This window comes from Georgenia subflava (assembly GCF_009193155.1).
GTDB classification, from domain to species: Bacteria; Actinomycetota; Actinomycetes; order Actinomycetales; family Actinomycetaceae; genus Georgenia; species Georgenia subflava.
On the sequence record NZ_VUKD01000005.1, the window covers coordinates 37,656 to 61,959 of the forward strand.

23 protein-coding genes and 1 tRNA gene are annotated in these 24,304 nt (G+C 72.2%); 19 read left to right on the top strand and 5 right to left on the bottom strand.

Annotation, left to right across the window (positions count from 1 at the left end; translation table 11 throughout):
* Positions 1–59 precede the first annotated feature (59 nt).
* From GD748_RS16135 to GD748_RS16190, 12 genes are all read left to right on the top strand, one after another.
* Positions 60–509, top strand: a complete 450-nt coding sequence (locus GD748_RS16135) for an OsmC family protein (protein WP_152196273.1) — start codon at positions 60–62, stop codon at positions 507–509.
* Positions 506–1,237: a hypothetical protein gene (locus GD748_RS16140; RefSeq protein ID WP_152196274.1), complete on the top strand. Its 732-nt coding sequence runs from the start codon at positions 506–508 to the stop codon at positions 1,235–1,237. The genes GD748_RS16135 and GD748_RS16140 overlap by 4 nt, the downstream gene beginning before the upstream one ends.
* A complete protein-coding gene (locus GD748_RS16145) occupies positions 1,234–2,019 on the top strand; it encodes an aldo/keto reductase (protein ID WP_152196275.1) in 786 nt (261 codons plus the stop codon). The genes GD748_RS16140 and GD748_RS16145 overlap by 4 nt, the downstream gene beginning before the upstream one ends.
* A 299-nt stretch (positions 2,020–2,318) precedes the next feature.
* Positions 2,319–2,756 carry an Hsp20/alpha crystallin family protein gene (locus GD748_RS16150; protein WP_152196276.1) on the top strand — a complete coding sequence of 146 codons (438 nt, stop codon included), beginning with the start codon at positions 2,319–2,321 and terminating at the stop codon, positions 2,754–2,756.
* 255 nt (positions 2,757–3,011) lie between these two features.
* On the top strand, positions 3,012–3,866 hold the full coding sequence (locus tag GD748_RS16155; protein ID WP_152196277.1) for an SDR family NAD(P)-dependent oxidoreductase: 855 nt from the start codon (positions 3,012–3,014) through the stop codon (positions 3,864–3,866).
* A 144-nt stretch (positions 3,867–4,010) separates the two neighbouring features.
* Positions 4,011–4,853 carry a thymidylate synthase gene (locus GD748_RS16160; protein ID WP_226921476.1) on the top strand — a complete coding sequence of 281 codons (843 nt, stop codon included), beginning with the start codon at positions 4,011–4,013 and terminating at the stop codon, positions 4,851–4,853.
* A gap of 8 nt (positions 4,854–4,861) precedes the next feature.
* Positions 4,862–5,368 carry a dihydrofolate reductase gene (locus tag GD748_RS16165; protein ID WP_152196279.1) on the top strand — a complete coding sequence of 169 codons (507 nt, stop codon included), beginning with the start codon at positions 4,862–4,864 and terminating at the stop codon, positions 5,366–5,368.
* A 96-nt stretch (positions 5,369–5,464) separates the two neighbouring features.
* Positions 5,465–6,283, top strand: coding sequence for a DUF4129 domain-containing protein (locus GD748_RS16170; RefSeq protein ID WP_152196280.1), 819 nt, complete (start codon positions 5,465–5,467; stop codon positions 6,281–6,283).
* The gene (locus GD748_RS16175) at positions 6,276–6,776 is read left to right on the top strand and encodes a hypothetical protein (RefSeq protein WP_152196281.1); all 501 of its coding nucleotides are present in this window, start codon (positions 6,276–6,278) and stop codon (positions 6,774–6,776) included. The genes GD748_RS16170 and GD748_RS16175 overlap by 8 nt, the downstream gene beginning before the upstream one ends.
* Positions 6,773–7,789, top strand: a complete 1,017-nt coding sequence (locus tag GD748_RS16180; RefSeq protein WP_152196282.1) for an AAA family ATPase — start codon at positions 6,773–6,775, stop codon at positions 7,787–7,789. Before GD748_RS16175 ends, GD748_RS16180 begins: the two co-directional genes overlap by 4 nt.
* Positions 7,786–9,156: a DUF58 domain-containing protein gene (locus GD748_RS16185; protein WP_152196283.1), complete on the top strand. Its 1,371-nt coding sequence runs from the start codon at positions 7,786–7,788 to the stop codon at positions 9,154–9,156. The genes GD748_RS16180 and GD748_RS16185 overlap by 4 nt, the downstream gene beginning before the upstream one ends.
* Positions 9,153–9,740 carry a hypothetical protein gene (locus GD748_RS16190; protein WP_152196284.1) on the top strand — a complete coding sequence of 196 codons (588 nt, stop codon included), beginning with the start codon at positions 9,153–9,155 and terminating at the stop codon, positions 9,738–9,740. Before GD748_RS16185 ends, GD748_RS16190 begins: the two co-directional genes overlap by 4 nt.
* 252 nt (positions 9,741–9,992) lie before the next feature.
* Here GD748_RS16190 and GD748_RS16195 read toward each other — a convergent pair whose 3' ends face one another.
* Positions 9,993–10,916: a VOC family protein gene (locus GD748_RS16195; protein WP_226921543.1), complete on the bottom strand. Its 924-nt coding sequence runs from the start codon at positions 10,914–10,916 to the stop codon at positions 9,993–9,995.
* Between the two features lie 638 nt (positions 10,917–11,554).
* Between GD748_RS16195 and GD748_RS16200 the strand changes: the two genes are divergently transcribed.
* The 4 genes from GD748_RS16200 to GD748_RS16215 are packed head-to-tail and all read left to right on the top strand — an operon-like array spanning position 11,555 to position 14,478.
* The gene (locus tag GD748_RS16200) at positions 11,555–12,130 is read left to right on the top strand and encodes a hypothetical protein (protein ID WP_152196285.1); all 576 of its coding nucleotides are present in this window, start codon (positions 11,555–11,557) and stop codon (positions 12,128–12,130) included.
* Positions 12,131–12,139: 9 nt separating this feature from the next.
* Positions 12,140–13,534, top strand: a complete 1,395-nt coding sequence (locus GD748_RS16205; protein ID WP_152196286.1) for an MFS transporter — start codon at positions 12,140–12,142, stop codon at positions 13,532–13,534.
* Positions 13,535–13,561: 27 nt separating this feature from the next.
* The gene (locus tag GD748_RS20035) at positions 13,562–13,963 is read left to right on the top strand and encodes a hypothetical protein (protein ID WP_226921478.1); all 402 of its coding nucleotides are present in this window, start codon (positions 13,562–13,564) and stop codon (positions 13,961–13,963) included.
* Positions 13,960–14,478, top strand: a complete 519-nt coding sequence (locus GD748_RS16215) for a GNAT family N-acetyltransferase (RefSeq protein ID WP_152196287.1) — start codon at positions 13,960–13,962, stop codon at positions 14,476–14,478. The genes GD748_RS20035 and GD748_RS16215 overlap by 4 nt, the downstream gene beginning before the upstream one ends.
* Positions 14,479–14,696: 218 nt before the next feature.
* Here GD748_RS16215 and GD748_RS16220 read toward each other — a convergent pair.
* Positions 14,697–14,770: transfer RNA gene (locus GD748_RS16220), tRNA-Met, on the bottom strand.
* Positions 14,771–14,938: 168 nt separating this feature from the next.
* Positions 14,939–17,986, bottom strand: coding sequence for a UPF0182 family membrane protein (locus GD748_RS16225; RefSeq protein WP_226921480.1), 3,048 nt, complete (start codon positions 17,984–17,986; stop codon positions 14,939–14,941).
* 314 nt (positions 17,987–18,300) lie between these two features.
* On the opposite strand from GD748_RS16225, the gene GD748_RS16230 reads away from it, so the two are divergent.
* Positions 18,301–18,870: a PPA1309 family protein gene (locus GD748_RS16230; RefSeq protein WP_226921482.1), complete on the top strand. Its 570-nt coding sequence runs from the start codon at positions 18,301–18,303 to the stop codon at positions 18,868–18,870.
* Between the two features lie 88 nt (positions 18,871–18,958).
* Here GD748_RS16230 and GD748_RS16235 read toward each other — a convergent pair whose 3' ends face one another.
* Complete coding sequence (locus tag GD748_RS16235) at positions 18,959–20,407, bottom strand: YlbL family protein (protein ID WP_226921484.1); 1,449 nt, start codon at positions 20,405–20,407, stop codon at positions 18,959–18,961.
* 168 nt (positions 20,408–20,575) lie between these two features.
* On the opposite strand from GD748_RS16235, the gene GD748_RS16240 reads away from it, so the two are divergent.
* Positions 20,576–22,177, top strand: coding sequence for a zinc-dependent metalloprotease (locus GD748_RS16240; RefSeq protein WP_152196290.1), 1,602 nt, complete (start codon positions 20,576–20,578; stop codon positions 22,175–22,177).
* Between the two features lie 390 nt (positions 22,178–22,567).
* Positions 22,568–23,833, top strand: a complete 1,266-nt coding sequence (locus GD748_RS16245; RefSeq protein ID WP_152196291.1) for a ThiF family adenylyltransferase — start codon at positions 22,568–22,570, stop codon at positions 23,831–23,833.
* 43 nt (positions 23,834–23,876) lie between these two features.
* Here GD748_RS16245 and GD748_RS16250 read toward each other — a convergent pair whose 3' ends face one another.
* Complete coding sequence (locus tag GD748_RS16250) at positions 23,877–24,146, bottom strand: WhiB family transcriptional regulator (RefSeq protein WP_226921545.1); 270 nt, start codon at positions 24,144–24,146, stop codon at positions 23,877–23,879.
* Positions 24,147–24,304: the final 158 nt, after the last annotated feature.

The window sequence follows — 24,304 nt, forward strand, 5'->3', positions numbered from 1 at the left end:
GATGCCCCGCTGCCGTCATGGACGCGCCCCCGCGCGGATGACGTGCCACGATCGTCACCATGAGCGAGACCGACCTGTCCGAGAACGACGACGCGACGGCGCGCGCGCTGTGGGCGGAGCGCACCGGCACCCGGGCCTACACCGGGCGCAACTCGCGGGGCGCCCAGGTGCTCGTCGGCGACGGCGAGGGCGAGTTCTCCCCCGGCGAGCTGCTCCAGCTGGCACTGGCGACCTGCAGCACCCTCTCCGCGGACCACCGGCTCGCCCACGCCCTCGGCGAGGACTTCACTGCGGTCGCCGGCGTCTCGAACGACAAGAACCGGGACGAGAACCGCTACAACTCCCTCACCGTCGAGATCGTGACCGACCTGTCCGGCCTGGACGACGCGACCCGCGCGAAGACCCTCGAGCGCGCCGAGCTGGCGATCGAGAAGCAGTGCACGGTGGGACGCACCCTCGCCGCGGGGGCGCCCCACACCATTCTCTTCACTGACGAGGTTGCCGGATGAGTCGAAGCAGGCGCAGCACCGACCTGACCACCACGGGCGCGGATCCCCAGGACGCCGATCTGGCCAAGAGGTCCTCGCTCCTCGACCGCCTGCTCGACCGCGCCGTCGCCGGCAGCTCCGGCGCCGAGTCCCGCGTGGCCGAGCTGCGCCGCGAGAACCCGGACGCCTCCCCCGAGCAGCTGCTGCGCAAGCTCGAGAAGCGGTACCTGCGGCGGGTGTCCCGCCTCGGCGGTGCGGTCGGTGCCGTGGCGGCGGTCCCGGCGCTCGGCACGGCGGCCGCATTGGTGCTCACGACGGCGCAGACCGCGGCGTTCCTGCGGTCCTCGGCGGCGCACGTCATGGCGGTCGCCAGCCTGCACGGCATCCGGGTCGACGACGTCGAGCGACGCCGCACCCTCCTGCTCGCCTCGCTCCTCGGCGAGGAGGGCGCCCACGCGGTCTCCGGGCAGCTGGGGCTCGGCACCCTGTACTGGGGCAAGGCCGCGCTGACCAAGCTGCCGATCGGACTGGTCCGGTCGGTCAACAAGGGCCTGACCCGTCGCCTGCTGACCGCTGGTGCCGCGCGAGGGGGCCTGCTCGCGCTCGGCCGGCTGGCCCCGTTCGGCATCGGCGCCGTCATCGGCTACAAGGGCACCAAGACGGTCGGGAAGAACGTCCTCGAGGGTGCACGCAAGGCCTTCGGCCCGGTGCCCCACCGGTTCCCCGTCGAGTCGGGCGCGAACCAATGACGGGCGCCGTGCCCACCGTGGCGCTCGGCGCCGAGGACTCACCGCGTATCCCGCTGCTGGGGTTCGGCACGTGGCAGGCCCGCGGCGAGGAGGTCTACAACGCCGTCCGGACGGCGCTCGACGTCGGGTACCGGCACATCGACACGGCCACCATGTACGGCAACGAGGCGCAGGTGGGACGGGCGGTCGCAGACTCCGGGATCGACCGTGCCGACCTGTTCGTCACCACCAAGTGCCCGCCTGACCACGTCGGGCGGGAGGAGGAGACGCTCGACGCCTCGTTGCGCGACCTCGGCCTCGACCACGTCGACCTCTGGCTCGTGCACTGGCCGCCGCACACCGGCGCGACCCCAGAGATGTGGGAGAAGTTCGTCGAGGCGCAGCAGACCGGCCGCGCCCGCTCGATCGGCGTCTCGAACTACTCCCCCGCCGAGATCGACGAGCTCATCGACGCCACCGGTGTCGCGCCCGCGATCGACCAGATCCCCTGGAGCCCCGCGGACCACGACCCCGACCTGGTGGCCGCGCTGCGGGACCGCGGCGTCGTCCTCGAGGGCTACAGCCCGTTCAAGCGCACCGACATGGGCGCACCCGCGCTGGCAGCTGTCGCCCAGGCGCACGACGTGACGCCGCAGCAGGTGGTGGTGCGGTGGCACCTCCAGCACGGGTTCGTGGTCATCCCGAAGTCGGTCCACGCCGATCGCATCGCCGCCAACTTCGATGTCCTCGACCTGGAGCTGTCCTCCGCCGAGATGGACTCCCTGGACGCCCTGGGCGCCTGAGCCGCCGAGCTCAGTGCGAGTCGGCCCGGCAGGCGCCGCGCGCGAGGCAGGACCCGGACGACCAGCCCGTGTGGCGCACGCGAGGTAGTCAAAAGAGTGCCCCACACACCTCGCTCACCTGCGGTTACGACCAACAGTGAGTCGAGGGCACTCAACTTTTTCGCCCTGGGCGATCAGGCTTAGCACTCTCTGGTGCCGAGTGCTAAAACTGATGTCAGTAGCCGACCGGGGCGACCCCCTCGCCCCGGACGGGACCGACGACCCGGATGGTCCGGGCCGACACAGTGGAGGTGGATCTCATGGCTACCCGATACGACCCGTTCCGAGACATGGACCGCTGGCTGGCAGGCGCGCTGCGCACGACGCCGTCCTCCCCCGGCATGCCGCTGGATCTCTACCGCGAGGGCGAGAGCTTCGTGGCGAAGCTGGACCTGCCCGGGGTGGACCCGGCCTCGATCGACATCGACGTCGAGGACCGCACCCTGACCGTGCGCGCCGAGCGCACCAACGGCGTCGGCGACGACGTCCAGTGGCTCACCCACGAGCGCCCGGCCGGCACGTTCGCGCGGCAGCTGACCTTGGGCAACGGCCTCGCGCTGGACCGCATCGAGGCCGGCTACACCGACGGCGTCCTCACGCTGACCATCCCGGTGGCGGAGGAGGCGAAGCCGCGCAAGATCCAGGTGACGCACGCCGAGCGGCCCACCACCATCGAGCAGGCCACCGACGCGGCCTGATCTCACCCAGCACGGGCGCCCCGACCACTCGGGGCGCCCGTCGCTGTCTCCAGAGCGCTGCCGTCCGCTGCCTTCAAGGAAGGAACCCTCCACGAAACCCGGGGCGGTTCGCCTACGCCGCGGAGCCGGAGTGGTGGACTCGCCCTTGACGAGCTGCTGTCCGGAGTCGACGAGCGTTGATATTTGGAATACCGACCCAGTAACCGTCGGTTATACCGAGCACTGGGATAACCCCCAAATATCAAAGGAGACACCATGACCAATCTGCTCATCGACAAGGTCGCCGTCATCACGGGCGGCGCAAGCGGCATCGGCCAGGCCACCGTGGAAGCGTTCGTCGACAACGGCGCCAAGGTGGTCATCGGTGACATTCAGGACGACCTTGGCAAGGCCCTCGCCGACAAGCTCGGCGACTCCGCCGTTTACGTCCACGCCGACGTCACTGACGAGACCGACGTCGAGAACCTGGTCGCCACCGCCGTGAAGACCTACGGCAAGCTCGACGTGATGTTCAACAACGCTGGCGCCCCGTCTGCCCCGGCGCCCATCACCGAGTTCTCCGTCGAGTACCTCGACAAGGCGCTCTCCCTGTTCGTGCGGTCCGTCGCGCTCGGCCACAAGTACTCTGCCCGACAGTTCAAGTCCCAGGGCACCGGCGGCTCGATCATCTCCACCTCGTCGCTCGCCGGTCTGCAGGGGGGTTGGGGAGACATCGGCTACTCCTCCGCCAAAGCGGCCGTCCTCGGCATCGCCCGTGTCGCGACCGTCGAGCTGGGCAAGTTCGGCATTCGCTCCAACGTGATCGCGCCCGGCATCATCATGACGCCGATCTTCACCCGTTACGCCGGGCTGAGCGAGGAGGACTCCGAGAAGTTCCTCGCTCGGCTCGAGGAGCTGACCCAGGACGAGCAGCCCCTTGGCCGCACCGGGGTCCCCGCCGACATCGCCGGCCCCGCCCTGTTCCTGGCCAGTGACCTCTCGGCCTTCGTCAGCGGCGTGACCATCCCCGTCGACGGCGGATCCTCGTCGGTCACATTCAACACGTTCGACCAGAAGTTCGGTGAGGTGGCTGCCGAGCTCGAAGCTGGGTGGGTGTCTGCCCGAAACTGATGCCATGAGTGTCGTAGCGAGAACCCGTCCGGGATCACTTGGGCGGGTTCTCCTGCGTCACGGTGAAGCCGCGCCTCATTGTGATGCCAGGGACACATGACTCGGATCCCGTGGACACCCGGCTCCGGCGCCTACGATGCACGGGTGAGCGAGACCAGCACAGCCCCCGCGCCCGCCCGTTCCGCCGCCCCGCCGAGCACCAGCTACGAGGACCTGCTCCGGCTCGTGCTCGAGCACGGGGCCGCGAAGGCCGACCGCACCGGCACCGGGACCCGCAGCGTCTTCGGGCACCAGATGCGGTTCGACCTCAGCGAGGGCTTTCCGCTCGTCACCACCAAGCGCGTGCATCTGAAGTCGGTCGTCGGCGAGCTGCTCTGGTTCCTCCGCGGCGACTCGAACGTGCGCTGGCTGCAGGAGAACGGCATCCGGATCTGGAACGAGTGGGCCGACGCGGACGGCGAGCTCGGCCCGGTCTACGGCGTGCAGTGGCGCTCGTGGCCGACGCCTGACGGCGGCCACGTCGACCAGCTGCAGCAGGTCCTCGACACGCTCCGGGCCAACCCGGACTCACGCCGCATCATCGTCTCCGCCTGGAACGTCGCCGAGCTGGACCAGATGGCGCTGATGCCGTGCCATGCGTTCTTCCAGTTCTACGTCGCCGACGGCAGGCTCTCCTGCCAGCTCTACCAGCGCAGCGCCGACCTGTTCCTCGGCGTGCCGTTCAACATCGCCTCCTACGCGCTGCTGACCCACATGGTCGCCCAGCAGGTGGGCCTCGACGTCGGCGACTTCGTCTGGACCGGCGGCGACTGCCACATCTATGACAACCACCACGAGCAGGTCCGCGAGCAGCTCTCCCGCGAGCCGTTCCCCTTCCCCGAGCTGAGGCTGCGCAAGGCCGGCTCGCTGTTCGACTACACCTTCGACGACGTCGACGTGGTGGACTACCGGCACCACCCCGCGATCAAGGCGCCGGTCGCCGTCTAGTGATCGCCATGATCTGGGCCCAGGCCCACGACCGGGTGATCGGTGCCGACGGCGCGATGCCCTGGCGGCTGCCCGAGGACTTGGCCCACTTCCGCCGCACCACCACCGGCACCGCCGTCGTGATGGGGCGCACGACCTGGGAGTCGTTCCCGGCCCGGTTCCGGCCGCTGCCCGGTCGCCGCAACATCGTGCTCAGCCGCCAGAGCGGGCTCGAGCTGCCCGGCGCCGAGGTCGCGCACGACCTCGAGGCCGCGCTGCGCCTCGTCGGCGACTCCGACGTGTGGGTGATCGGCGGCGCCCAGGTCTACGCCGAGGCGATGCCCCGGGCCGACCGGCTCGTGGTGACCGACATCGACCTCGACGTCGACGGCGACGCCCGTGCCCCGAGGATCGAGCACACCGCCTGGGTGCCCGAGCGGACGGACCCCGACGACGGCTGGCACACCTCCGAGACGGGGCTGCGCTACCGCATCACGACCTACGTCCGACCACCCCTCGCCGCCCGAGGTCGATGACGGCCGTGCCGCCCCCGTCACGGCGGTGGCGGCACGAGACCCACGTCACAGCCGTTACCGTGGTCACCGGCAAGGACTGGACGAACGGGGGCACGGATGCTCGGCACGGCGACCGGGGGACGCGACCGCGTCGGTGGCCCGGCCGACCGTGCCGTCGAGCCGGGCACCCGTGCCGCGGAGACGGCGTCCGGCCGGCCGGCCGCCCCGTGGGGAGCGCTGGCCCTGACCCTGCTGGTCTGCCTCCTCGCCGTCGTGGCAGCCACCGGCCCCGCGCTGAGCGAGCGGTCCGCCGTCACGGTCGTGGAGACGCCCGAGACCGGCGCCGGCGACGAGATGGGGGTCGACAACCCGCCGCTCTACTCGGACCCGATCGAGCGGGACAAGGAGCTGCGACCTGACTTCGCGTCGGCGGACTGGATAGGCGCCGCCCTCGTCTGCGCCGTCGCCGTCGTGGCACTCGCCCTCCTCGTCCCGCGGCTGCTGCGGGCGCTGCGGCAGCGCGACCGCCCGGAGGAGGCCGGCGACGGCGTCGCGATCGCCGGCGCGAGCAGTCTCCTGGACGTCGGTCGCGCCCCGGAGGTGCCGGTGCTGATGGAGGGCGCCCGCGCCGCCGAGCAGCTCCTCGACGACGTGCAGGACCCTCGGGACGCCGTGGTCGCCGCCTGGCTCGCCCTCGAGGCCGCGGCTGCGGGATCCGGCGCCAGCCGTCAGCCGGCGCAGACGCCGACGGAGTTCACGACGACGGTACTCGACGCCACCGGGGCCGACCGGGAGGCCGTGGACACCCTGCTGCGGCTCTACCTGCGCGCCCGGTTCACCACCGCCGGACGACGCACCACGGGTGCGGCGGACGTGGCTGCCGCCCGAGCCGCGCTGGCGACGCTCTCGGAGAGCTGGGTCCGGCGCCGTGGCTGACCGCCCCTTCCGTCCGTCGGCCGGCGCCGTCGCCGGTGCGGTCGCCGTGGTCGTCGGCGTGGCCGCGCTCCTCGTGGTGCTCGACCGCCCGCCGGGCGTCGCCGTCCTGGCGGGCGCCGCCACGGCCGTGATCTGCGTGCTCGTCCTGACCCGTGGGCTCGGGCACGCCGGCGGCTTCGCCGAGCTGCCCGAGCCCGTCCGCGCCGGGACCCGCTACACCATCTCCCAGCTCTCCGCGGGCATGACCGGCCGGGACGGCCGCGTCCGCGGCCAGGTCGTCAACCGGCTGCACGACGTGGCCGCCACGCGCCTCGCCCTGCACGGGCTGGACCTGTCCGTCCCCGCCGACCACGCCGCCGTGCGCGCCCTGCTCGGCGAACCGGCAGCGGTGCTCCTCGACGGGGGACCACCGCCGACCGAGACCGACGTGGCCCGCTGCCTCGACGCACTCGAGTCCCTCACCCCCACCACCCAGCTCCGGAGGAACCGATGACCACCGACGCCCCCGCCCCGACCGCACTCCCCGTCCCGGAGGTCGCCCGGCTCGGCGGTGCGGTCCTCGCCCAGGTGGGCACCGCCGTCGTCGGGATGGAGCGGTCGCTGCGCACGGCGCTCGCCACGATCCTGGCCGGCGGGCACGTGCTCTTCGAGGACGTCCCGGGGCTGGGCAAGACGCTGGCCGCGCGGTCGCTGGCGACGGCGCTCGGGCTCGACTTCGCCCGGCTCCAGTGCACGCCGGACCTCCTGCCCGCGGACATCACCGGCTCCTACGTGTTCGACCCGGCCGAGTCGCGGTTCGAGTTCCGGCCCGGCCCGGTGTTCACCGGTCTGCTGCTGGCCGACGAGATCAACCGCACCTCGCCGAAGACCCAGTCCGCGCTGCTCGAGGCCATGGCCGAGCGGCAGGTCTCGGTGGAGGGCAGGAGCTTCGCGCTGCCGCGCCCGTTCCACGTCATGGCGACGTCGAACCCGGTGGAGTACGAGGGCACCTATCCCCTCCCGGAGGCTCAGCTCGACCGGTTCATGGTGCGGCTCGACGTCGGCTACCCGTCCGCCGCGGCGGAGGCCGAGGTCATCGGCCGGCGGCTGGACCGGAGGACGGAACGGGCCGACGTCGCCCGGGTGGTCGACCCCGAGGCGCTCCTCGCGATGCAGGCGGGCGTGGAGGCGGTCGACGTCGAGCGGGACATCGTCACGTACTGCGTGGACCTCGCCGCGGCGACCCGGCGGCACGACGCCGTCGAGGTCGGCGCGTCGCCGCGTGGCTCCCAGTCGCTCGTGCTGGTGGCCCGTGCCCTCGCGGTGCTGGACGGCCGCGACTACGTGACGCCGGAGGACGTCAAGACCGTCGCCGTCCCCGTGCTCGCGCACCGGCTGACGCTGACGGCCCAGGCCTGGGCCGGCGGGTCGACCGGCACCGACGTCGTGGCCACCCTGCTGGAGTCGGTCCCCGGGCCAGCCGGCGCGCCGACGGACGCCGTCGGGGCCGGCGCGCGACGGTCGTGAACGGGGCCGGCACCGGGGCCGGTGCACGCGCCCGCACCGGTGCCTGGCGGGTCAGCGGGGCGAGCCACGCCTTCGTCGTCGTCGCGGTGCTGCTGCTCCTCGTCGGGATGGTGCTCGGCCGGCCGGACGTCGCCGTGCTCGGGGTGCCGCTGCTGCTCACGGTCGTGTGGGGGTGGGCGGCTCGCCCCCGGGCGGCGGTGCGCACGGCGCTGCACAGCGCCTCGCAGGAGGTCGCGGCCGGCGAGGTCGGTGCGGACCTCGTGGTCGAGGCGCCTGCTGGGTGCGAGGCGATGATGCTGCGCGTGGCGTCGCCGGGCCTGGCGCCGGCCGAGGCGCTGGTCCACCTCCCCGCCGGGGAGCGCACCCTGGGGCTGCGCAGCGCCACCGTACGCACCGGCGCGCAGCAGCTCTTCACCGTCGACCACGCCGGGGTGGGGACCGGTGGGGTCGTGCGCACCGGGCAGGCCACCGTCGGCCCGGTGACGACGCTCGTGCTGCCCGGCGTGGTGCCGCTGGGGCGGCTGCCGCTCCCCCGACGGCTCCAGGGCCTGACCGGTGCCCACGACGCCAACCGTGCCGGTGACGGCGGGGAGCTGCGCGACGTGGCGCTGTTCGCCCCTGGCGACCGGCTGCGCCGGATCGACTGGCGCACGACGGCCCGGCGCACCGGGGCGTCCGGCGGGGTCGTGCGCGACCTCTACGTGCACCGGACGTTCGCGACGGCGGACGCCACGGTCATGCTGGTGGTCGACTCGCGCGACGAGGTGGGCCCCGACGTCGGCACGTGGAGCGGGTCCCGGCAGGTGCGTCCCGACGACGCGACCTCGCTGGACCTGGCACGTGAGGCGGCGGCGTCGATCGCCCGGCGCTATCTCGCGGCGGGTGATCGCGTTGGTTTGGCGGATCTGGGGATGCGCCGTCGCGCGCTCCCGCCGGCGGGCGGCAGCCGGCAGCTCGCCCGCCTCACGCACCGGCTGGCGCTGGCGCAGCCGGAGCCGCAGGCCGGACGGCTCGTGCGCGCGCCGCTGCTGCCGTCGGGCGCGCTGGTGGTGCTGCTCTCGACGTTCCTGGACGAGGAGGCGGCCCAGATCGCGCACAGCTGGCGCCGGTCGGGCCACCAGGTGGTGTCGGTGGACGTGCTGCCGCCGTTGCGGGAGTCGGGCGTGGAGCCCGGTCAGCGCACCGCCTTCCGGCTCGTGCGCATGGAGCGGGCGGACAGGCTCGAGCTGCTGCGCCGGGGCGGGGTCGACGTCGTCAGGTGGCGCCCCGCAGACGTGCCGGGCGCGGTGCCTGCCACGGCGGCGCTGGGCGCGCTCGCGCTGGCCGGGCGCCGACGTGCCGGAGCGGCTGCCGGGAGCCGACGATGATCCGCCCTGGGCGCGATCGCGCGGCGGCGGCCGGGCGCCGTGGTGGCACGTCGGCACGGCGCGCCTCACGCACCCGCATCCTGAGCGGCCCCTCGGTCCCGGGCTGGCTCGTCCGACTCTCGCCGGGGCTGGTCCTGGTCGCGGCTGGTGCGGTGACGCTCGACTGGCCGCAGCTCGTGGTCGGCGTCGTGCTGGCCGCCGTCGTGACCGCTCTCCCGAACCACTACCTGCTGGGGCTGGCGGCGGCCTGGACGGGCCTGGCACTGATGCTCGGCACACCGGGCGGGCTGGGCTGGCAGAGCGCGTCGATGCTGCTCCTGATCCATCTGCTGCTCGTGACCGGTGGGCTCGCCGCGGTGACGAGCTGGCGGACCCGGGTCGAGCTGGCGCTGCTCGCGTCGACGGGTCGGCGCCTCGTCGTGGTGCAGGCGGTGGCGCAGCTTCTGGGGGTGGCCGGGGCGATGCTGCTCGGGACCGCCGTCCCGCTGTGGCTGGCCGTGGCAGCTGTGCTGGCACTGGCGGCCGCGGGCTGGGTGCTGCTCGCCGGCATGCGGTCCGAGAGTCCGCCGGTCCGGCACGGCTGAAGCCACCCGAGAGCCCGCCGGTCCGGCACGGCTGAGCCGCCCGTGAGCCGTCGGTCCGACACGGCTGAAGCCACCCGAGAGCCGCCGGTCCGACACGGCTGAGCCGCCCGAGGGCTCCTCGAGCGGCTCGCCGTGGGTGCCTGCCCGGACGCGGCGGGTGCGTCGTCGCCAGGCGGCGCCGGCAAACTGGGCCAGGCGCTCACCCGACGACCGAACGCCAATCAGCGCGATCGGGGCGGGTCGCGGTCGTCGTCAGGCGGCGGCGCGGACCTCGATGAGGTTGTTCCACGGGTCGTTGACGCGCAGGACGGCACCGTCGTGCCGGGTGGCGACGCCGCGGCCGTCGAGCCGGGCGGTGAGCGCCGCGACCTGCTCGGTGGTGGGCAGGACGATGTCGACCGTGCCGAGCCCGAGGGCCGGGACACGCGGGGGCGCACCGGCGCTGTTCCAGGTGTTCATCGCCATGTGGTGGTGGTAGCCGCCGGCGGAGACGAAGAGCGCCTGCCCCGGGATCTCCGTGGTGGCCTCGAAGCCGAGCGCGTCGACGTAGAACTGCCGGGCGGTGACGGTGTCACCGACCTGCAGGTGGACGTGACCGACGATGGCGCCCGCCAGTCCCTGTGCGGGCGAGGTGGGGATCTCGGGCTGGGCGGTCGCGATGATCTCCCGGGCGCTGTCGGTCAGGTGCTCGGTGAGGAAACGGTTCGGGTCGAGCCAGGACGTGCCCATCTTCACCTGGCCGTTGGTCCACTGCCAGGTGCTGCGCGGGCGGTCGGCGTACAGCTCGACGCCGTTGCCCTCCGGGTCGGTGAAGTAGAAGGCCTCGGAGACGTCGTGGTCGCCGGAGCCGACGTAGGTGCCAGGCGCGCGCACCGCCACCGAGGCCAGCGCGGCGGCCAGGGCGGCCTGGTCCTCGAACAGGATCGCCGTGTGGAAGAGGCCGGCGCTGCGGGGCGAGCCCGGCGGGAGCGACGGGTCGTGCCGGAGCACGAGCAGCTCGGTGCCGTGGCGACCGAGGGAGACCTCGTTGCCCTCGGCGCGCAGCACGCTCAGCATGACGGCGTCGCGGTAGTAGCGCGTCATACCGTCGAGGTCACCGACGAGGAGCGTGACCGCGCCCATGCTGGTCTCGGCGGGGAGCAGGTCCTCGGTCGGGCGGCTGGTCTTGACGAACATCTCGGTCACCTTGGTTCTCCTCGTTCGCGTCGGTTCGGTGTGCTGCTGGTTCTACGGTACAAGTACTTGACGTTTCAACTCAATAGGAGTGGACGGTATTCCGGTGTGAGTCACCTCTCGCCAGGTCACGCAGTGCCGCCCCTGCTCAGCGGGCCGCTCCGCTGCTCACGATCTCGAGCGTGTCCCTTACCGCCCACGCCGGACCGGCACTGATCCCGACGGGCCCGAGCGGTGAGTCCGACGGGATGACGACGGGCGCCTCGAACGACCCGATGTCGTTGGCGTCGACGGTGGCGAGCAGTTTCCGCCCGCGACCTCGAGCAGCGCGAGGTGCGACCGCAACGGGGTCGCTCGGCAGCCTCACCCTGCCTGAAAGACATCCATGCCAAGGATTCCGCCGCACTACCCCCCGGGGGTATGGCGGCAGGGCGGGAATCCTGTTCCATCCCATGAGCCGCCGCGACTCCGATCGACGTCCGGGCACAGGCCCGGCGCGGAGCACGCAGCCGTCGAACGCCAGAAGGGAGGACATGGCTCGGTTGCTACGTCGCCATCCCACCAGGACCGATCGCACCGGGCCGGCAGTCGGCCGCCTTCCTGAGCAGCTCGCAAGCCATGAACTTCCGAGGAGTAGGAAAATGATCCAGACAACTCTGCCCCGTCCCCAGGCCGGGACACATGGCCTGCTGCGGTACTGGCCTCTGCTGGCCGGCATCGCCTTCGCTGTCAATGTGAGTCTCCACCTTCCAGCCGGTGCAGGAATGGCGCCGGTGCTCGCCGCGTCGGCCGTCGTCTACGTGGGTGCCGCAGCCATGGGTAGGCGGGCCGCATGGCCGGTCTTCGTCGTGACCGTTGTGCTGATCACGGCCGGTCAGCTCGTCGACACTCCCCTGGGCCCCACAGGTCTGCTGCTCGCCCTCGGTGCGGTGCTGGCCGGAGCCGGGCTCCTCCGTCCCGCCACACGGCGCGAGACGCAGGCGCAGACGCTGGGGCTCATCGGCTTCGGTGCCATCGCCCTCCTGGCCGCCGTCACGACGCCGTTGCTCGGCGGTTTCGTGACCGCCCTTGGCCTGCTCGCCCACGCCGTCTGGGACTGGCGCCACCACCGTACCGGCCGGGTCGTGGCCTCCTCGTTCGCGCAGTTCTGTGCAGCCCTGGACTACACCCTGGCGGCCATCGTCCTTTCCCTCACCACTCTCTCCGCTGCGAGCTAGGAGCCCATGATGTCGACCACGAGGTCGCCGGCCGAGGCCGGACAGAGAATGCTCCCGCAGCGTTGGCTGGCGCTCGGCCTGCTCGGGACGGCGCAGCTCATGCTGATCCTCGACGTCACGGTCGTGGCGATCGCGCTGCCCCAGATGGCCACGGACCTGAGCCTGGCGCGTGAGGCCGTGACCTGGGTGGTTGCCGCCTACACGCTGACGTTCGGCGGCCTGATGCTGCTCGGTGGACGCAGCGCGGACCTCTTCGGCCCCAAGCCGGTCCTCTTCGCTGGCCTGCTCACGTTCGCCCTCGGGTCGCTGGCGGCCGGCCTGGCCGGCGGCGCGGGCCTCTTGCTCTGCGGTCGGGTAGCGCAGGGACTGGGTGCCGCGATGCTGTCACCGGCGGCGCTCTCGGTGGTCGTGCGGCTGTTCTCCGGCGATGAACGCAACCGCGCCCTGGGCATCTGGTCCGCCCTCGGCGGCGGGGGCGCCGCGATCGGCGTGCTGCTCGGCGGCCTCATCAGCGCCGGTCCCGGCTGGCCGTGGGTGTTCTTCATCAACATCCCGGTCGGCGTGATCGTCCTCGTGGGCCTGCTGCGGCTCCTGCCACCCCTGCCGCCGGCGACCGCTCGACGGTCGTCCCTCGATGTGCTCGGGGCACTGCTGGCCACCGCCGCAACGGGCCTGGCGATCTACGCCCTGACCGTCGCGGGCGAGACGGGCTGGACCGCGCCGCAGACGCTCGTCGCCGCCGGTGTCGCCGTCGTCCTCTACGCGCTCTTCGGCTGGCGACAGAAGGCTGCCGTCTCCCCGCTGATGGATCTCGCTCTGCTGAGCCGGCGGCCGGTGACGGCAGGCGTGTTCGTGATCCTCATCGCCACGGCACTGATGGTCGCCGTCTTCTTCCTCGGCACCTTCTACTTCCAGCAGTCCGCCGGCCACGGCCCCCTCGCCACCGGCCTGCTGTTCCTGCCGACCGCACTGGCCACCATGACCGGCGCGAACCTCGGCGGACGCCTCATCGGCCGCCTCGGCGGGCGCACCCTCGGCGCGACCGGCATGGTCATCGCCGCAATCGGACTGCTGGTGCCCGTGCTCTGGACCACCACGCCCGCCACCGCTATCGGCGTCAGCTTCGGCGCCTTCGGCGTCGGCGCGCTCTTCGTCGTCGCCTCGGCGACCGCACTCGGCGAGATCGCACCGGCAGAGGCCGACATCGCCTCGGGCCTGCTCAGCACCTTCCACGAGCTCGGCGCCACCGTCGGAGTGGCCACCGTCTCCAGCATTGCCGCCATCAGCCTTGTCGACGGCGGTGACACCGGCTTCCGGCAGGCATTCCTGGTCGCCGCCGTCGCAGCCCTCGTCGCCGCAGCGATCTCCGCGATCGCGATCCCGCCGCGCTCTGCCCGCAGCTGACCAGTCGCAGGAAGGATCGAAGCCAGCATGTCCACTCCCGCGCTCCCAGTGCTCGCCGGGGCGATCTCGACCCTCATCTTCGTCGCGAGCTACGTCCCGATGCTGGTCAAGGCGGTCCGAAGCAGGGACCTGAGCTCGTACAGCACGGGCCACCTGGCCCTCGCCACCATCGGCAACCTGATCCATTCCCTCTACATCTTCAGCCTGCCGGTCGGACCGATCTGGTTGCTTCACTCGTTCTACCTGATCAGCACCGCCCTGATGCTGGTGTGGTACCGCCGCTTCCGGTTGGTCAACGGGATCACCGGATCCCTGGAGAGGGTGAGCCCGTCAGGCGATGATGACGACATGGACTCCGTCATGGTTGCCGGTGGTGCACCAGACCTGAGCCCGTGCTCGCCGTTCTCACGTCACCGGGTACCGGCATGACCCCGCCGACGCTGCGTGGACGGGTCGTGGTGCTGGAACCCGTCGTGGCCGAGCACGTACAAGAGCTGCGGCGCATCCTCGCCACTCCCGCGGTCCGGGCACGGTGGCGCGATGAGGACGCCTCGCCGCAGTGGCCGTTCGACGACCCTTCGACCACCCGCTTCGCCGTGCTGGTCGATGGCGCGGTACGTGGCATGGTGCAGTACGGCGAGGAGGACGAGCCGGACTACCGGCACGCCTCTCTCGACATCTTCCTCGACCCCGCCGTCCACGGCCGCGGGCTCGGCCGCGACGCCGTGGCCACACTGGCCCGCCACCTCGTGCACGACCGGGGCCACCACCGGCTGGTGATCGATCCCGCGGCGGACAACGAACCGGCCATCCGCGCCTACACCGCCGTGGGGTTCCGCCCGGTCGGCATCATGCGCCGCTACGAGCGAGACGCCGACGGAGCCGGCTGGCACGACGGCCTGCTCATGGACCTCCTCGCCGAGGAACTCGACCCGCCCCGATGAGCTCAGCGACGTCGATGACCTTGACGTGGGCCGCGAGGACCCGTGTGGGTCACGCCCTGGTGCTGGACGCGCCGCAACTCACACGTTCGGACCGGCGGGTACCGGCTCACCCGGCACAACCTCGCCGGAGAGGCCAAAGCGGAGGGTTTGTGCGGAGGGTGGATCAAGTCTCTAAACACCTCAGGCCCGGGAATCCGTAGATTCCCGGGCCTGATTCGTAGCGGGGGCAGGATTTGAACCTGCGACCTCCGGGTTATGAGCCCGGCGAGCTACCGAGCTGCTCCACCCCGCGTCGGCTGTTACAGGTTACGTCGCGGTGAACCACGAGGGCAACTCCGGTCCGCGTGCGCTCGGTCACACCAGTCGGGGTTCCGAGACCTGGGTCGGGTCGGGTCGGTTCTGACATGACCGCGCACGGTGCCGGGCCGCCCTGTCCAGGCGGCCCGGCACCGGCTGCGACTCAGCCCTCCGTCGAACCCTCGGTGGGCTCGGCGGTGGCGCCGTCGGCCGGAGCCTCGGTCGCGGTATCGCCCGCCGCGGGCTCCTCGCCGGTGGCAGCCGCGATCTCCTCCTCGGCGGCCAGGGCGTCCTCGATCGCCGCGCTCAGGCGGTCCTGCGCCTCGCCGTACGCGGCGAAGTCGCCCTCCGCGAGCGCCGCGTTCCCGTCTGCCAGCGCCTGCTGGGCCGCGGCCAGGGCCTCGGTCAGCCGCTCCTGGGCCGCCGCCGGGACCTCCGTGGTGCCCTCAGGCTCCTCGCCGTCGGCCGGGGGCTCCTCAGCCGGGTCGACGTCGGCATCGCCGGCCTCCGCGCCCGAGTCGCCGCCGAAGACCTCGTCGAGCGCCTCGTCGAGCGTGGACGCGAAGCCGATCTCGTCACCGAAGGAGACGAGGACGCGCTGCAGCAGCGGGTACTGGGTACCCGCCGAGGACTGCACGTAGACGGGCTGGACGTACAGCAGACCGCCGCCGACAGGCAGCGTGAGCAGGTTGCCCAGCAGCACGTCCGAACCACCCTGGCTGAGCAGGTTCAGCTCGGTGGAGACCTCCGGGTTGGCGTTGAAGTTGTTCTGCACCTGACCCGGTCCAGGGACGGTGATGTCGGAGGGCAGCTCGAGGAGGCGCATCTTGCCGTAGCCCTCGCGAACCTCCCCGGGGCTGTCACCCGTCTCGGAGTCGACGGCCAGGAACCCGGTGAGGATGTTGCGCTCGGTCTGACCGCCAGGGATGAAGCTCGACGTCAGGGAGAACCTTGCGGTCTCCTGTCCCGGCATCTGCATGGTCAGGTAGTACGGCGGCTGCGGGACACCTTGCTCGTTCGGGTCGTCCGGGATCCGCCATTCGTTCGAGCCGGCGTAGAACGTCGCGGCGTCGGTGACGTGGTAGTCCTCGAGAAGGGTCCGCTGGACCTTGAAGAGATCCTCCGGGTACCGCAGGTGGCTCATGAGGTCCCCGCTGATCTCCGCGGTCGGCGTGACGTGGCCCGGGAAGATGTTCTGCCAGGTGTCCAGGATCGGGTCGTTCTCGTCCCACTCGTAGAGGGTCACCTCGCCGTCGTAGGCGTTGACCACGGCCTTGACGGAGTTGCGGATGTAGTTGACCTCCTCCGGGGCGACACCGACGGTCTGCGGCAGCCCGTTCGCCGTCGTCAGGGAGTCGGTGGTGGCGTCCTCGAGGGACTCGCGCGCGGAGTACGGGTAGTCGTTCGTCGTCGTGTACCCGTCGACGATCCACACCAGGTCCTTGGGCGTGGACTCGTCGCCGTCCATGTCGACGACGGCCGGGTAGGCCCGGTTGTCGAGCGTGAGGTACGGAGCGACCTTGGCGACGCGGTCGTGCGGGTCGCGGTCGAAGAGGATCTGTGACTCCTCGGTCACCCGGTCGGAGAACAGGATCTGCATGTCGCCGAACTTCAGCGCGTACAGCAGCTTGTTGAAGAAGGTGCCGATGGACGGTCCGCCGTCGCCCGCGTAGGTGTTGTTGACGGCGCTGTTGGGGGCGTCGTCGTCCGGGTAGTCCAGCTCCCACGGCTCGGTGCCCTCGGGTGCACCGACGATCGAGTAGGCCGGGGTGTCCTGCCCGAAGTAGACGCGCGGCTGGTACTCGCCGAGCTCACCGACGCTGGGGATGCCCTGCTGGAAGAAGGCCGGACTGCCGTCCGACGTGACGGTGTTGCCGTAGGCGGCCACGACACCGAAGCCGTGCGTGTAGACGGTGTGGTCGTTGACCCAGGTGCGCTGCGCCGGGTCCAGACCGTCCTGGTTGAGCTCGCGGACCGCGATCACCGTGTCCCGGCTCTCGCCGTCGATGTCGTAGCGGTCGACCGCGAGGGTGTCCGGGAACCCGTAGTACTGACGGTTCTGCTGGAGCTGGTTGAACGTCGGTGAGACGATGTTGGGGTCCAGCAGACGGATCGATGCGGTGGACTGGCTGTCCGCGCGCAGCTGGCCGGCCTCCGCCTCGGTGGTGGCGGAGTACGTCTCGGTCTCCAGGTCCTCGAGGCCGTAGGCGGCGAGGGTGGCGTCGATGTTGCGCTGGATGTACTCGCTCTCGACCTCCTGGGCGTTCGGCTCCACCTCGAAGCGCTGGATGACCGCCGGGTAGGCGGTGCCGACGACGAGCGCGGACACGATCATCACGGCGATACCCGCGGCGGGCAGCGTCCAGGTCCCCCGGAAGGCCGCGACGACGAAGAGGACGACGACGACCAGCGCGATGCCGGCGAGAATCGCCTTCGCGGGCAGGTTCGCGTTGATGTCGGTGAACGACGCTCCGGCGAACCTGTCGTTCTCGGAGACCAGCATCGAGTAGCGGTCGAGCCAGTAGCTCGCCGCGATGAGCAGGACGAAGATCGCAGCGAGCACGGCCAGGTGGACGCGGGCGGCCGGGGAGACCCGCTGCTGCCGCGGCGCCAGGGAGATGCCGCCGTAGAGGTAGTGGGTGACCAGGGCGGCGACCGCCGAGAGGAACACGATCGTCATCAGCAGGGAGACGACCGAGCGCACCACCGGCAGCGTGAAGACGAAGAAGGAGATGTCCATCCCGAACTGCGGGTCGTCCACCCCGAAGTCCTCACGGTTGAGCCACGTGAGCACCTGGCGCCACATGCCGCTCAACGAGCTGCCGGCGAAGAGCCCGAGCACTATCGGGGCGCCGACCATGATGAGGCGGCGCAGCGGCTCGACGCTCTCGCGGTACCGGTCGAGGTTGCGCTCCTCCGGCGTGGTGGGCGGGTAGATCTGGCGCCGGGAGTACGCCAGGTGCAGGTTCAGCCAGATCGCTCCGCCCATGACGACGAACCCGATGACGAAGAGGATGACCCGGGTGGTCCACTCGCGCACGAGCACCTCGGTGAAGCCGAGGTGCTCGAACCACTGCACCTCGGTCCACACCTGGGCCATCGCCATGACGATCGCCGCGAGGACGGCCAGCACGATGATGGTGGGCAGGAGCGCTCCGCGGCGCCGTGGAGCCTGAGGGCCGGTCGAACGGGGGGCGGATGCGGACGTCACTGAGCAGCACCTCAAGGTTGGTCGTGCGTAGACAGGTCATTGCCGGACGGCGGTCCGGTCGGCACTCGTGCCACCCGGACAACGCGTCGTCCTGGTCAAAGGTTCCCATACCGCGCTCCTTGCAACCCAAACGGTCCGGTTCGCGCAACCCAAACGGTCCTGTCCGCGGGCCGTGCCGGACGAACCTCCCGCGGGCGGGGACGGCCTGCAGGTCCGGGGAGGCGCTGCGGGACCAAGGTGACTACGCGGGACCCCGCTGGTGGACGGGGAGCCGGACGTGCCCGCCGGTCGGGCTGTGCGCGATCATGGACCGCATGAGCTCAGAGTCCGACGCCCCGGCCCCCGTCCCGACTCCTCGCGAACGCGCACTGCGGTCCGCGGTGGACGACATCGAGCGGCACGCGGCCACTCTCGGCTGGGACGCCCCAGTCTTCGTCTTCGCCCTGGTGAACACCGCCCAGGCGCTGGCGCAGACGCCGTCCCTGGCCGACGAGCTGCCGGACGAGGCTCTGGCCGCCGCGGCCGAGGACCCCGAGCACCTCACCAGCATCGAGCAGGACGGTCTCCCGGAGGCGTCCACGATCGAGGAGCTCCTCGGCCAGCTGGCCTGGCCGGACGAGGTCCACGGTGCGGCGATCGTCGTCGAGCGGATGGTGGTCCCGCCGGAGGCCGAGCAGGACATGCCCAAGGACCCGGATGCCGCCGTGGCGTACCTGATGGAGCACCCCGACCGTCAGGACGTGCGGATGGCGGCCGGCGTGCTCCGCACCGGCGAGTCCTGGTGCGCGCTGCGCAGCCGCAGCCACGACTTCGACGACGCGGTGGCGGGCTCGCCCGAAGCCGTCCCCGGCCTCGTCGAGGCGTTGCGGGCGACCCTCTCCTGATCGCCGGTCGCCGCCGGGCGGCGTCGTGCGGCGTCGTACGGCTTCGTGCGAGTCTCGGGACTGCCGGGCCGGACGCGGTGCCCGCTGGTCAGGCGTCCGAGGCCCCCACACAGGTCGGCAGGTCGGCCGTGTCGCCGGAGCCGATGGCCTCGACGGCGTCGCGCGCCTCGCCGAGCGTGCCCACGCTGACCACCCGGAGCCCGGCAGGCACGTGGCCGACGACCTCTCCGCAGTTGTCCTCGGGTGCGAGGAACCACTCCGCGCCGTCGCGCTTCGCCCCCGCGAGCTTCTGCTGGATCCCACCGATGGCGCCGACGTCGCCCGCGAGGTCCATCGTCCCCGTGCCCGCGATCCTCTCCCCGCCCGTCATCTCGCCGGGGGTGAGCAGGTCGACGATGCCCAGGGCGAACATCGTCCCGGCGCTCGGGCCGCCGATGTTGTCGATGTCGAAGCTGATGTCGACCGGCAGCTCGACGTCGGGCTCCAGCACGACACCGAGAAGGCTGCCCTGGGGCTCATCGGCGGCCTCGCCTGCCTGGGTGCCGGGGTGGCCCATCGTCGTGACGTCGACCTCGCGAGACGACCCGTCGCGCTCGATCCCCACAGTGACGACGGTGCCGGGTGCCGTGCTACCAAGCACCTGTGAGAGGTCGGAGAAGCTCTGCACCTCCGTGCGGCTCTCACCGGCTGGTCGGATCGAGGTGATGACGTCCCCGGGCTCGAGGGCCCCCTCGGCGCCCGACCCGGGCGCCACCCCGGTCACGGTCAGCACCATGGGCACCTCCTGCCCGAGCTCCTCGAGCGCGGCGACGGTCGCGCTCGTCTGCGAGGACGCCATCTGCGCCGACGACTCCTCGTCGATCTGCTCGCGCGTGGTGCCCTCGGGGAAGACCGCCTCCCGCGGGAGCACGACCTCGTTGTCGTCGATCCACCCGGCGAGGACGTCCACGGCGGTCACGGGGTAGCCGGGTCCCCCGGAGACCGAGACAGTCGTCAGGCGCAGCTCGCCGCCGGTCGGGTAGGTGGGCGCGCCGTCGACGGCGATTAGCGGCTCGCCCTCGTGCTCCGAGAGCGTGTCGACCGTCGGCCCCGGCCGCTGCACCGCATACGGCAGCGGGATCAGCATCATCGCGAGGAGCAGGAGTGCGAGGCCAGCGCCCGCGACGACCATGGTGACCGCCCGGTAGGTGACGTACGGGACGCCGTCGTCGATGTCCGTGCGGGCGTCGGGTGCGCCCGGCCGGCCGGCGTCCGTGCGAGCCTCGGGTGCGCCCGGCCGGCCGGCGTCCGTGTGGGCGTCGGGTGCGCCGTGCCGGCCGGCGTCGTCCGTTCGAGCGTCGGATGCGCCGGGTGGCCGGGCGTCGGGATGACCTGTCGAGTCCTCGGGCCGGGAGGCGGCTGTGTCCCGGCCGGCGGTCCCGTCCGACGTCGGCCGCGTGTTCCCACTCCGGGCCAGGAGGTTGCCGTCGGCGCCGCTCCGGCGGTTGCCCGGGGCGCCGGCGGCGCGGCCGGTCTCTCGGGGCTCCTGGTGAGTCACCGGGTCATCATGCCGCACCAGGCTGGTAGTTCCCTGGACGGGACCAGGGACACCGGCGACCTGCTGCGCCCTGAGCGAACCAGCGGCGTCGTGGCACACCCGACTGTGCTCGGCGGCCGACCCGACGGTTACCGTGGTCATCCACCGTCGACGCGCCGAGGAGCAGTCATGAGCCAGGAGCCCACCAGTCCCGGCGGGAGCGAGCCCAACAGCTGGGAGGAGCTGCTGCGCTCGATGATGGGTCCGGAGGCCGCCGAGGAGGCCATGCGTGCGATGCGTGCGTCCGGGCTCGATCCCGAGGCCATGTCACAGGCTGCCGGCCTGCCCACCGACCGCAACCAGCTCATGATGATGCTCACCCAGATGCAGCAGCTGCTCGCGGCCGGCGGCGGCGACCCGGTCAACTGGAAGCTCGCCCACGACCTCGCACGCCAGACCGCCCATGCCGGCGGCGACCCGTCGGTGACCGCGGCCGAGGCCGAGCAGGTGCGCTCCGCGCTGTCCGTCGCCGACCTGTGGCTCGACACCGCGACCGAGCTCGCGCCGGCAGGCGGCAAGCAGCAGGCGTGGAGCCGTGCCGACTGGGTGGAGCGCACCCTGCCGACGTGGAAGCGTCTCGCCGAGCCGGTCGCGGCCTCGGTGGCGCAGGCGCTGGTCAACACGATCGGGGCGCAGAGCGAGTACCTGCCGCCTGAGGTGCGCGCGATGGCCGAGCAGATGGGCGCGGCCGGCGGGATGCTGCGCCAGCTCGGCGGCGCCGTCTTCGGGATGCAGGTGGGCCAGGCCGTCGGGACCCTCGCCCGGGAGGCGTTCGGGCCGTCGGACACGGGTCTGCCGCTCGTGGAGGACCCGACGGCGGCACTCGTCCCGGCGAACGTGGTCGACTTCGGGCAGGGTCTGGACGCCCCTGCCGAGGAGGTCCGGCTCTTCCTCGCCGTGCGGGAGGTGGCGCACGCCAGGCTGTTCACGCACGTGCCGTGGCTCCGGTCGCACCTGCTCGGTATCGTCGAGTCCTACGCGCGGGAGATCACCATCGATACCGAGGCGATGGAGGAGGCGGTCCGCAGCATCGACCCCACCAACCCGGAGCAGCTGCGGGAGGCCTTGTCGGGCGGGGTCTTCGCGCTCGAGCAGTCCCCCGCTCAGCGCGCGGCCCTGGTCCGCCTGGAGACGGCACTGGCGCTCGTGGAGGGGTGGGTCGAGGAGGTCACGGCCCAGGCCGTCGCCCCGCACCTGCCGCACGCCGTCCCGCTGCGGGAGATGCTGCGCCGGCGTCGCGCGACCGGCGGTCCCGCCGAGCAGACGTTCGCCTCTCTGGTCGGTCTCGAGCTCCGTCCACGACGGCTCCGCGAGGCGGCGACCCTGTGGGCGAGCCTCGGTGCGGCCCGAGGGACTGCCGAACGTGACGACCTCTGGTCGCACCCGGATCTCATGCCCACGCCCGAGGAGCTCGACGACCCGAGCGGCTTCGTCGCCGCCCGCCAGGCTGCGCACGCCGCGGACGAGGACGTCGACGCCGCGCTGGCCGCCCTGCTCGACGGCACGCTCGCCGACTCGACCGAGGTGGCCGCGGACGACAGTGACGGCGACAGCGACGATGCCGGCGACCGCGACCGCGGTACCGATATCGATCCGTCCTCCAGCTCGGGGTCGTCGTCGGACGCCGTGGGGCCCGGACCGGCAGGGTCCGAAGGTGACACCGATCCGGCCGACGACCGGGACGACGGCGGCCCCACAGCCCCCGACGACCATCGCCCCGACCGGGCCTGACGATTCCACGCCCCGGCCAGGCGTGACGACTCCCCGTACCAGCCAGGTCTGGCGTTTCTCGCGCCAGCCAGGCCTGACGTGCGCCGTCCCAGCCGGGTCTGACGAACCTCGTCCCGGCCAGGGCTGACGACTCCCCGTCCCAGCCGGGTCTGGTGGGCCTCGTCCCGGCCACTTCTCACTCTCGCCGACCCGGCCGGGTCTGACGGGCACCAACCCGCTGGGACGTCCAGCGTCATGCGACGTCCGAGATGCGGCGTACCGCGCAGGCCGTGCGCAACGCGGGCACAGCGCCGCCATGCCTGTGGATCGGCGCTGCGGCGCGACGGCGGTCCGTGCCAGAGTCCCGGGCACGGACCTCGACACGAGGTCGGGCCTGAGAGGGGGACGACCGTGCGGTTACGACCGGGGCTCTCGGTGCTGTGGCGCCGCAAGGGCGAGAGCCAGGTAGGGATCGACCCGCGGTGCGCCGTCGTGCTGGAGGACCTCGAGGTGGCGGAGCAGCAGGTGCTCGACCACCTGCGCCACGAGCCCACCGAGGCCGACCTGCTCCGGGTCGGCAAGGTGGCGGGCGTCGGGCCGGAACGCGTCCGTGAGCTCGTGACGTTGCTCGAGCGCTCCGGAGTCGTCGACCTGAAGGCGCCGGCCCGGCGCACACCGATTCCGTCGGCGGTCCCGTCGGAGGTGGCGTACTGGTCCCGGCTGATGCACGACGGCGACGGCGGAGCCGTTCTCGCGGCGCGCGAGCGAGCGACCGTCACCGTGGTCGGTCTCGACCAGGTCGGCATGCGGCTGGCGACGCATCTTGCGGAAGCGGGTGTCGGGACGCTCCTGCTCGAGGACGACAGCGCCGTCGGACCGGACGACGTCGGCCCTTACCACCCGCGTGACATCGGCGCCCGCCGTGCGGCACAGGCCGAGACGCAGCTGCGCTCGACCTTTCCGCGGCTGCGCACCAGCGCCCCCGCCCGTACTCGGCCCGACGTCCTGGTGGCGATCTCCTGGGCGGTCGCCGATCCAGTTCGCCTGCGACCGCTCCTCCGCGAGGACGTGGTGCACCTGCCGGTGGTGATCGGGGAGGTCGACGTGTGCGTGGGTCCGCTGGTGGTGCCCGGGAAGGGACCGTGCACACGGTGCATGGACCTCCACCGCACAGATGCGGACCCTGCCTGGCCGGCGCTTGCCACCCAGCTGCGCGGCTCGCCCGCACCGGGGACGTCGGCGACGGCGGCGCAGCTCGGTGCCGCCGTCGCTGCGCACCAGGTGCTCGCTGCCCTGGACGGCCGCGAGCTGGTGATCGACCGCGCCAGTCTCGAGGTCAGCGGGCTGAGCCCGCTGCCCGTGCTCCGTCCGTGGACGGTCCACCCGGAGTGCGGGTGCGACGGCGTGGGCCGCGACGGCATCGACGACAGTCGGGATGCCGGCGGTCGGAACGGAGCGGCGAGGGCCGACGGCGCCAGCTCGGAACGGGATAGCGTCGACGGCGGCTCATCCGCGCGGGACAGCACGGACGCCGGCACGTCCGAACGGAACAGCACGGACGCCGGCCGGTCCGAACGGAACGGCACAGAGGCCGGCCCGCACGTGCAGGACGGCGATGACGTTGGCGACGCCGACAGGGTGAAGCCGGCGGTCGAGGCGGTCCTGAGATCCGCCTGACCACCGGCTCGTGTCCCCCGTGGCAGCTCGCCGTGCGAGGTCCTCAGGCAGCGGCCTCGTCCTTGCGCGGCCGACCGCGGCCACGCTTGCGCGCGACCACGACGCCGTCGACGAAGACCTCGCCACCCCAGACGCCCCAGGGCTCGGCGCGGTCGAGGGCACCGGCGAGGCACGCCTCCCGCACCGGGCAGCTGCGGCACAGTGCCTTCGCCTGCTCGACGTCGGCGGTGCGCTCGGCGAACCACAGGTCGCTGTTCTCGGCAGACTGGCAGGGCGTTGCCGCCGCACCTGTCGCTGCCGGGGTGGCGAGCACGCCCCAGCCGGACTCGACGGCGTAGGGGACCTCCGCGGTGTGGGCAGAGGGTGTTGCTGGCCAGGAGACGGATGATCCCTGGCTGATCTGGTCGAGTAGAGCCGTGAGCTGCACAGCTGCTCCTGAAGGTCGTTCTTTGTCCGGGGCCTGAGGCCGCG

Bases quoted from the DNA above. Each gene is read 5' to 3' on its own strand.
- GD748_RS16135 (WP_152196273.1), top strand. From the start codon at position 60: ATGAGCGAGACCGACCTGTCCGAGAACGACGACGCGACGGCGCGCGCG.
- GD748_RS16140 (WP_152196274.1), top strand. From the start codon at position 506: ATGAGTCGAAGCAGGCGCAGCACCGACCTGACCACCACGGGCGCGGAT.
- GD748_RS16145 (WP_152196275.1), top strand. From the start codon at position 1,234: ATGACGGGCGCCGTGCCCACCGTGGCGCTCGGCGCCGAGGACTCACCG.
- GD748_RS16150 (WP_152196276.1), top strand. From the start codon at position 2,319: ATGGCTACCCGATACGACCCGTTCCGAGACATGGACCGCTGGCTGGCA.
- GD748_RS16155 (WP_152196277.1), top strand. From the start codon at position 3,012: ATGACCAATCTGCTCATCGACAAGGTCGCCGTCATCACGGGCGGCGCA.
- GD748_RS16165 (WP_152196279.1), top strand. From the start codon at position 4,862: ATGATCTGGGCCCAGGCCCACGACCGGGTGATCGGTGCCGACGGCGCG.
- GD748_RS16170 (WP_152196280.1), top strand. From the start codon at position 5,465: ATGCTCGGCACGGCGACCGGGGGACGCGACCGCGTCGGTGGCCCGGCC.
- GD748_RS16180 (WP_152196282.1), top strand. From the start codon at position 6,773: ATGACCACCGACGCCCCCGCCCCGACCGCACTCCCCGTCCCGGAGGTC.
- GD748_RS16190 (WP_152196284.1), top strand. From the start codon at position 9,153: ATGATCCGCCCTGGGCGCGATCGCGCGGCGGCGGCCGGGCGCCGTGGT.
- GD748_RS16195 (WP_226921543.1), bottom strand. From the start codon at position 10,916: ATGTTCGTCAAGACCAGCCGCCCGACCGAGGACCTGCTCCCCGCCGAG.
- GD748_RS16200 (WP_152196285.1), top strand. From the start codon at position 11,555: ATGATCCAGACAACTCTGCCCCGTCCCCAGGCCGGGACACATGGCCTG.
- GD748_RS16205 (WP_152196286.1), top strand. From the start codon at position 12,140: ATGTCGACCACGAGGTCGCCGGCCGAGGCCGGACAGAGAATGCTCCCG.
- GD748_RS20035 (WP_226921478.1), top strand. From the start codon at position 13,562: ATGTCCACTCCCGCGCTCCCAGTGCTCGCCGGGGCGATCTCGACCCTC.
- GD748_RS16215 (WP_152196287.1), top strand. From the start codon at position 13,960: ATGACCCCGCCGACGCTGCGTGGACGGGTCGTGGTGCTGGAACCCGTC.
- GD748_RS16230 (WP_226921482.1), top strand. From the start codon at position 18,301: ATGAGCTCAGAGTCCGACGCCCCGGCCCCCGTCCCGACTCCTCGCGAA.
- GD748_RS16240 (WP_152196290.1), top strand. From the start codon at position 20,576: ATGAGCCAGGAGCCCACCAGTCCCGGCGGGAGCGAGCCCAACAGCTGG.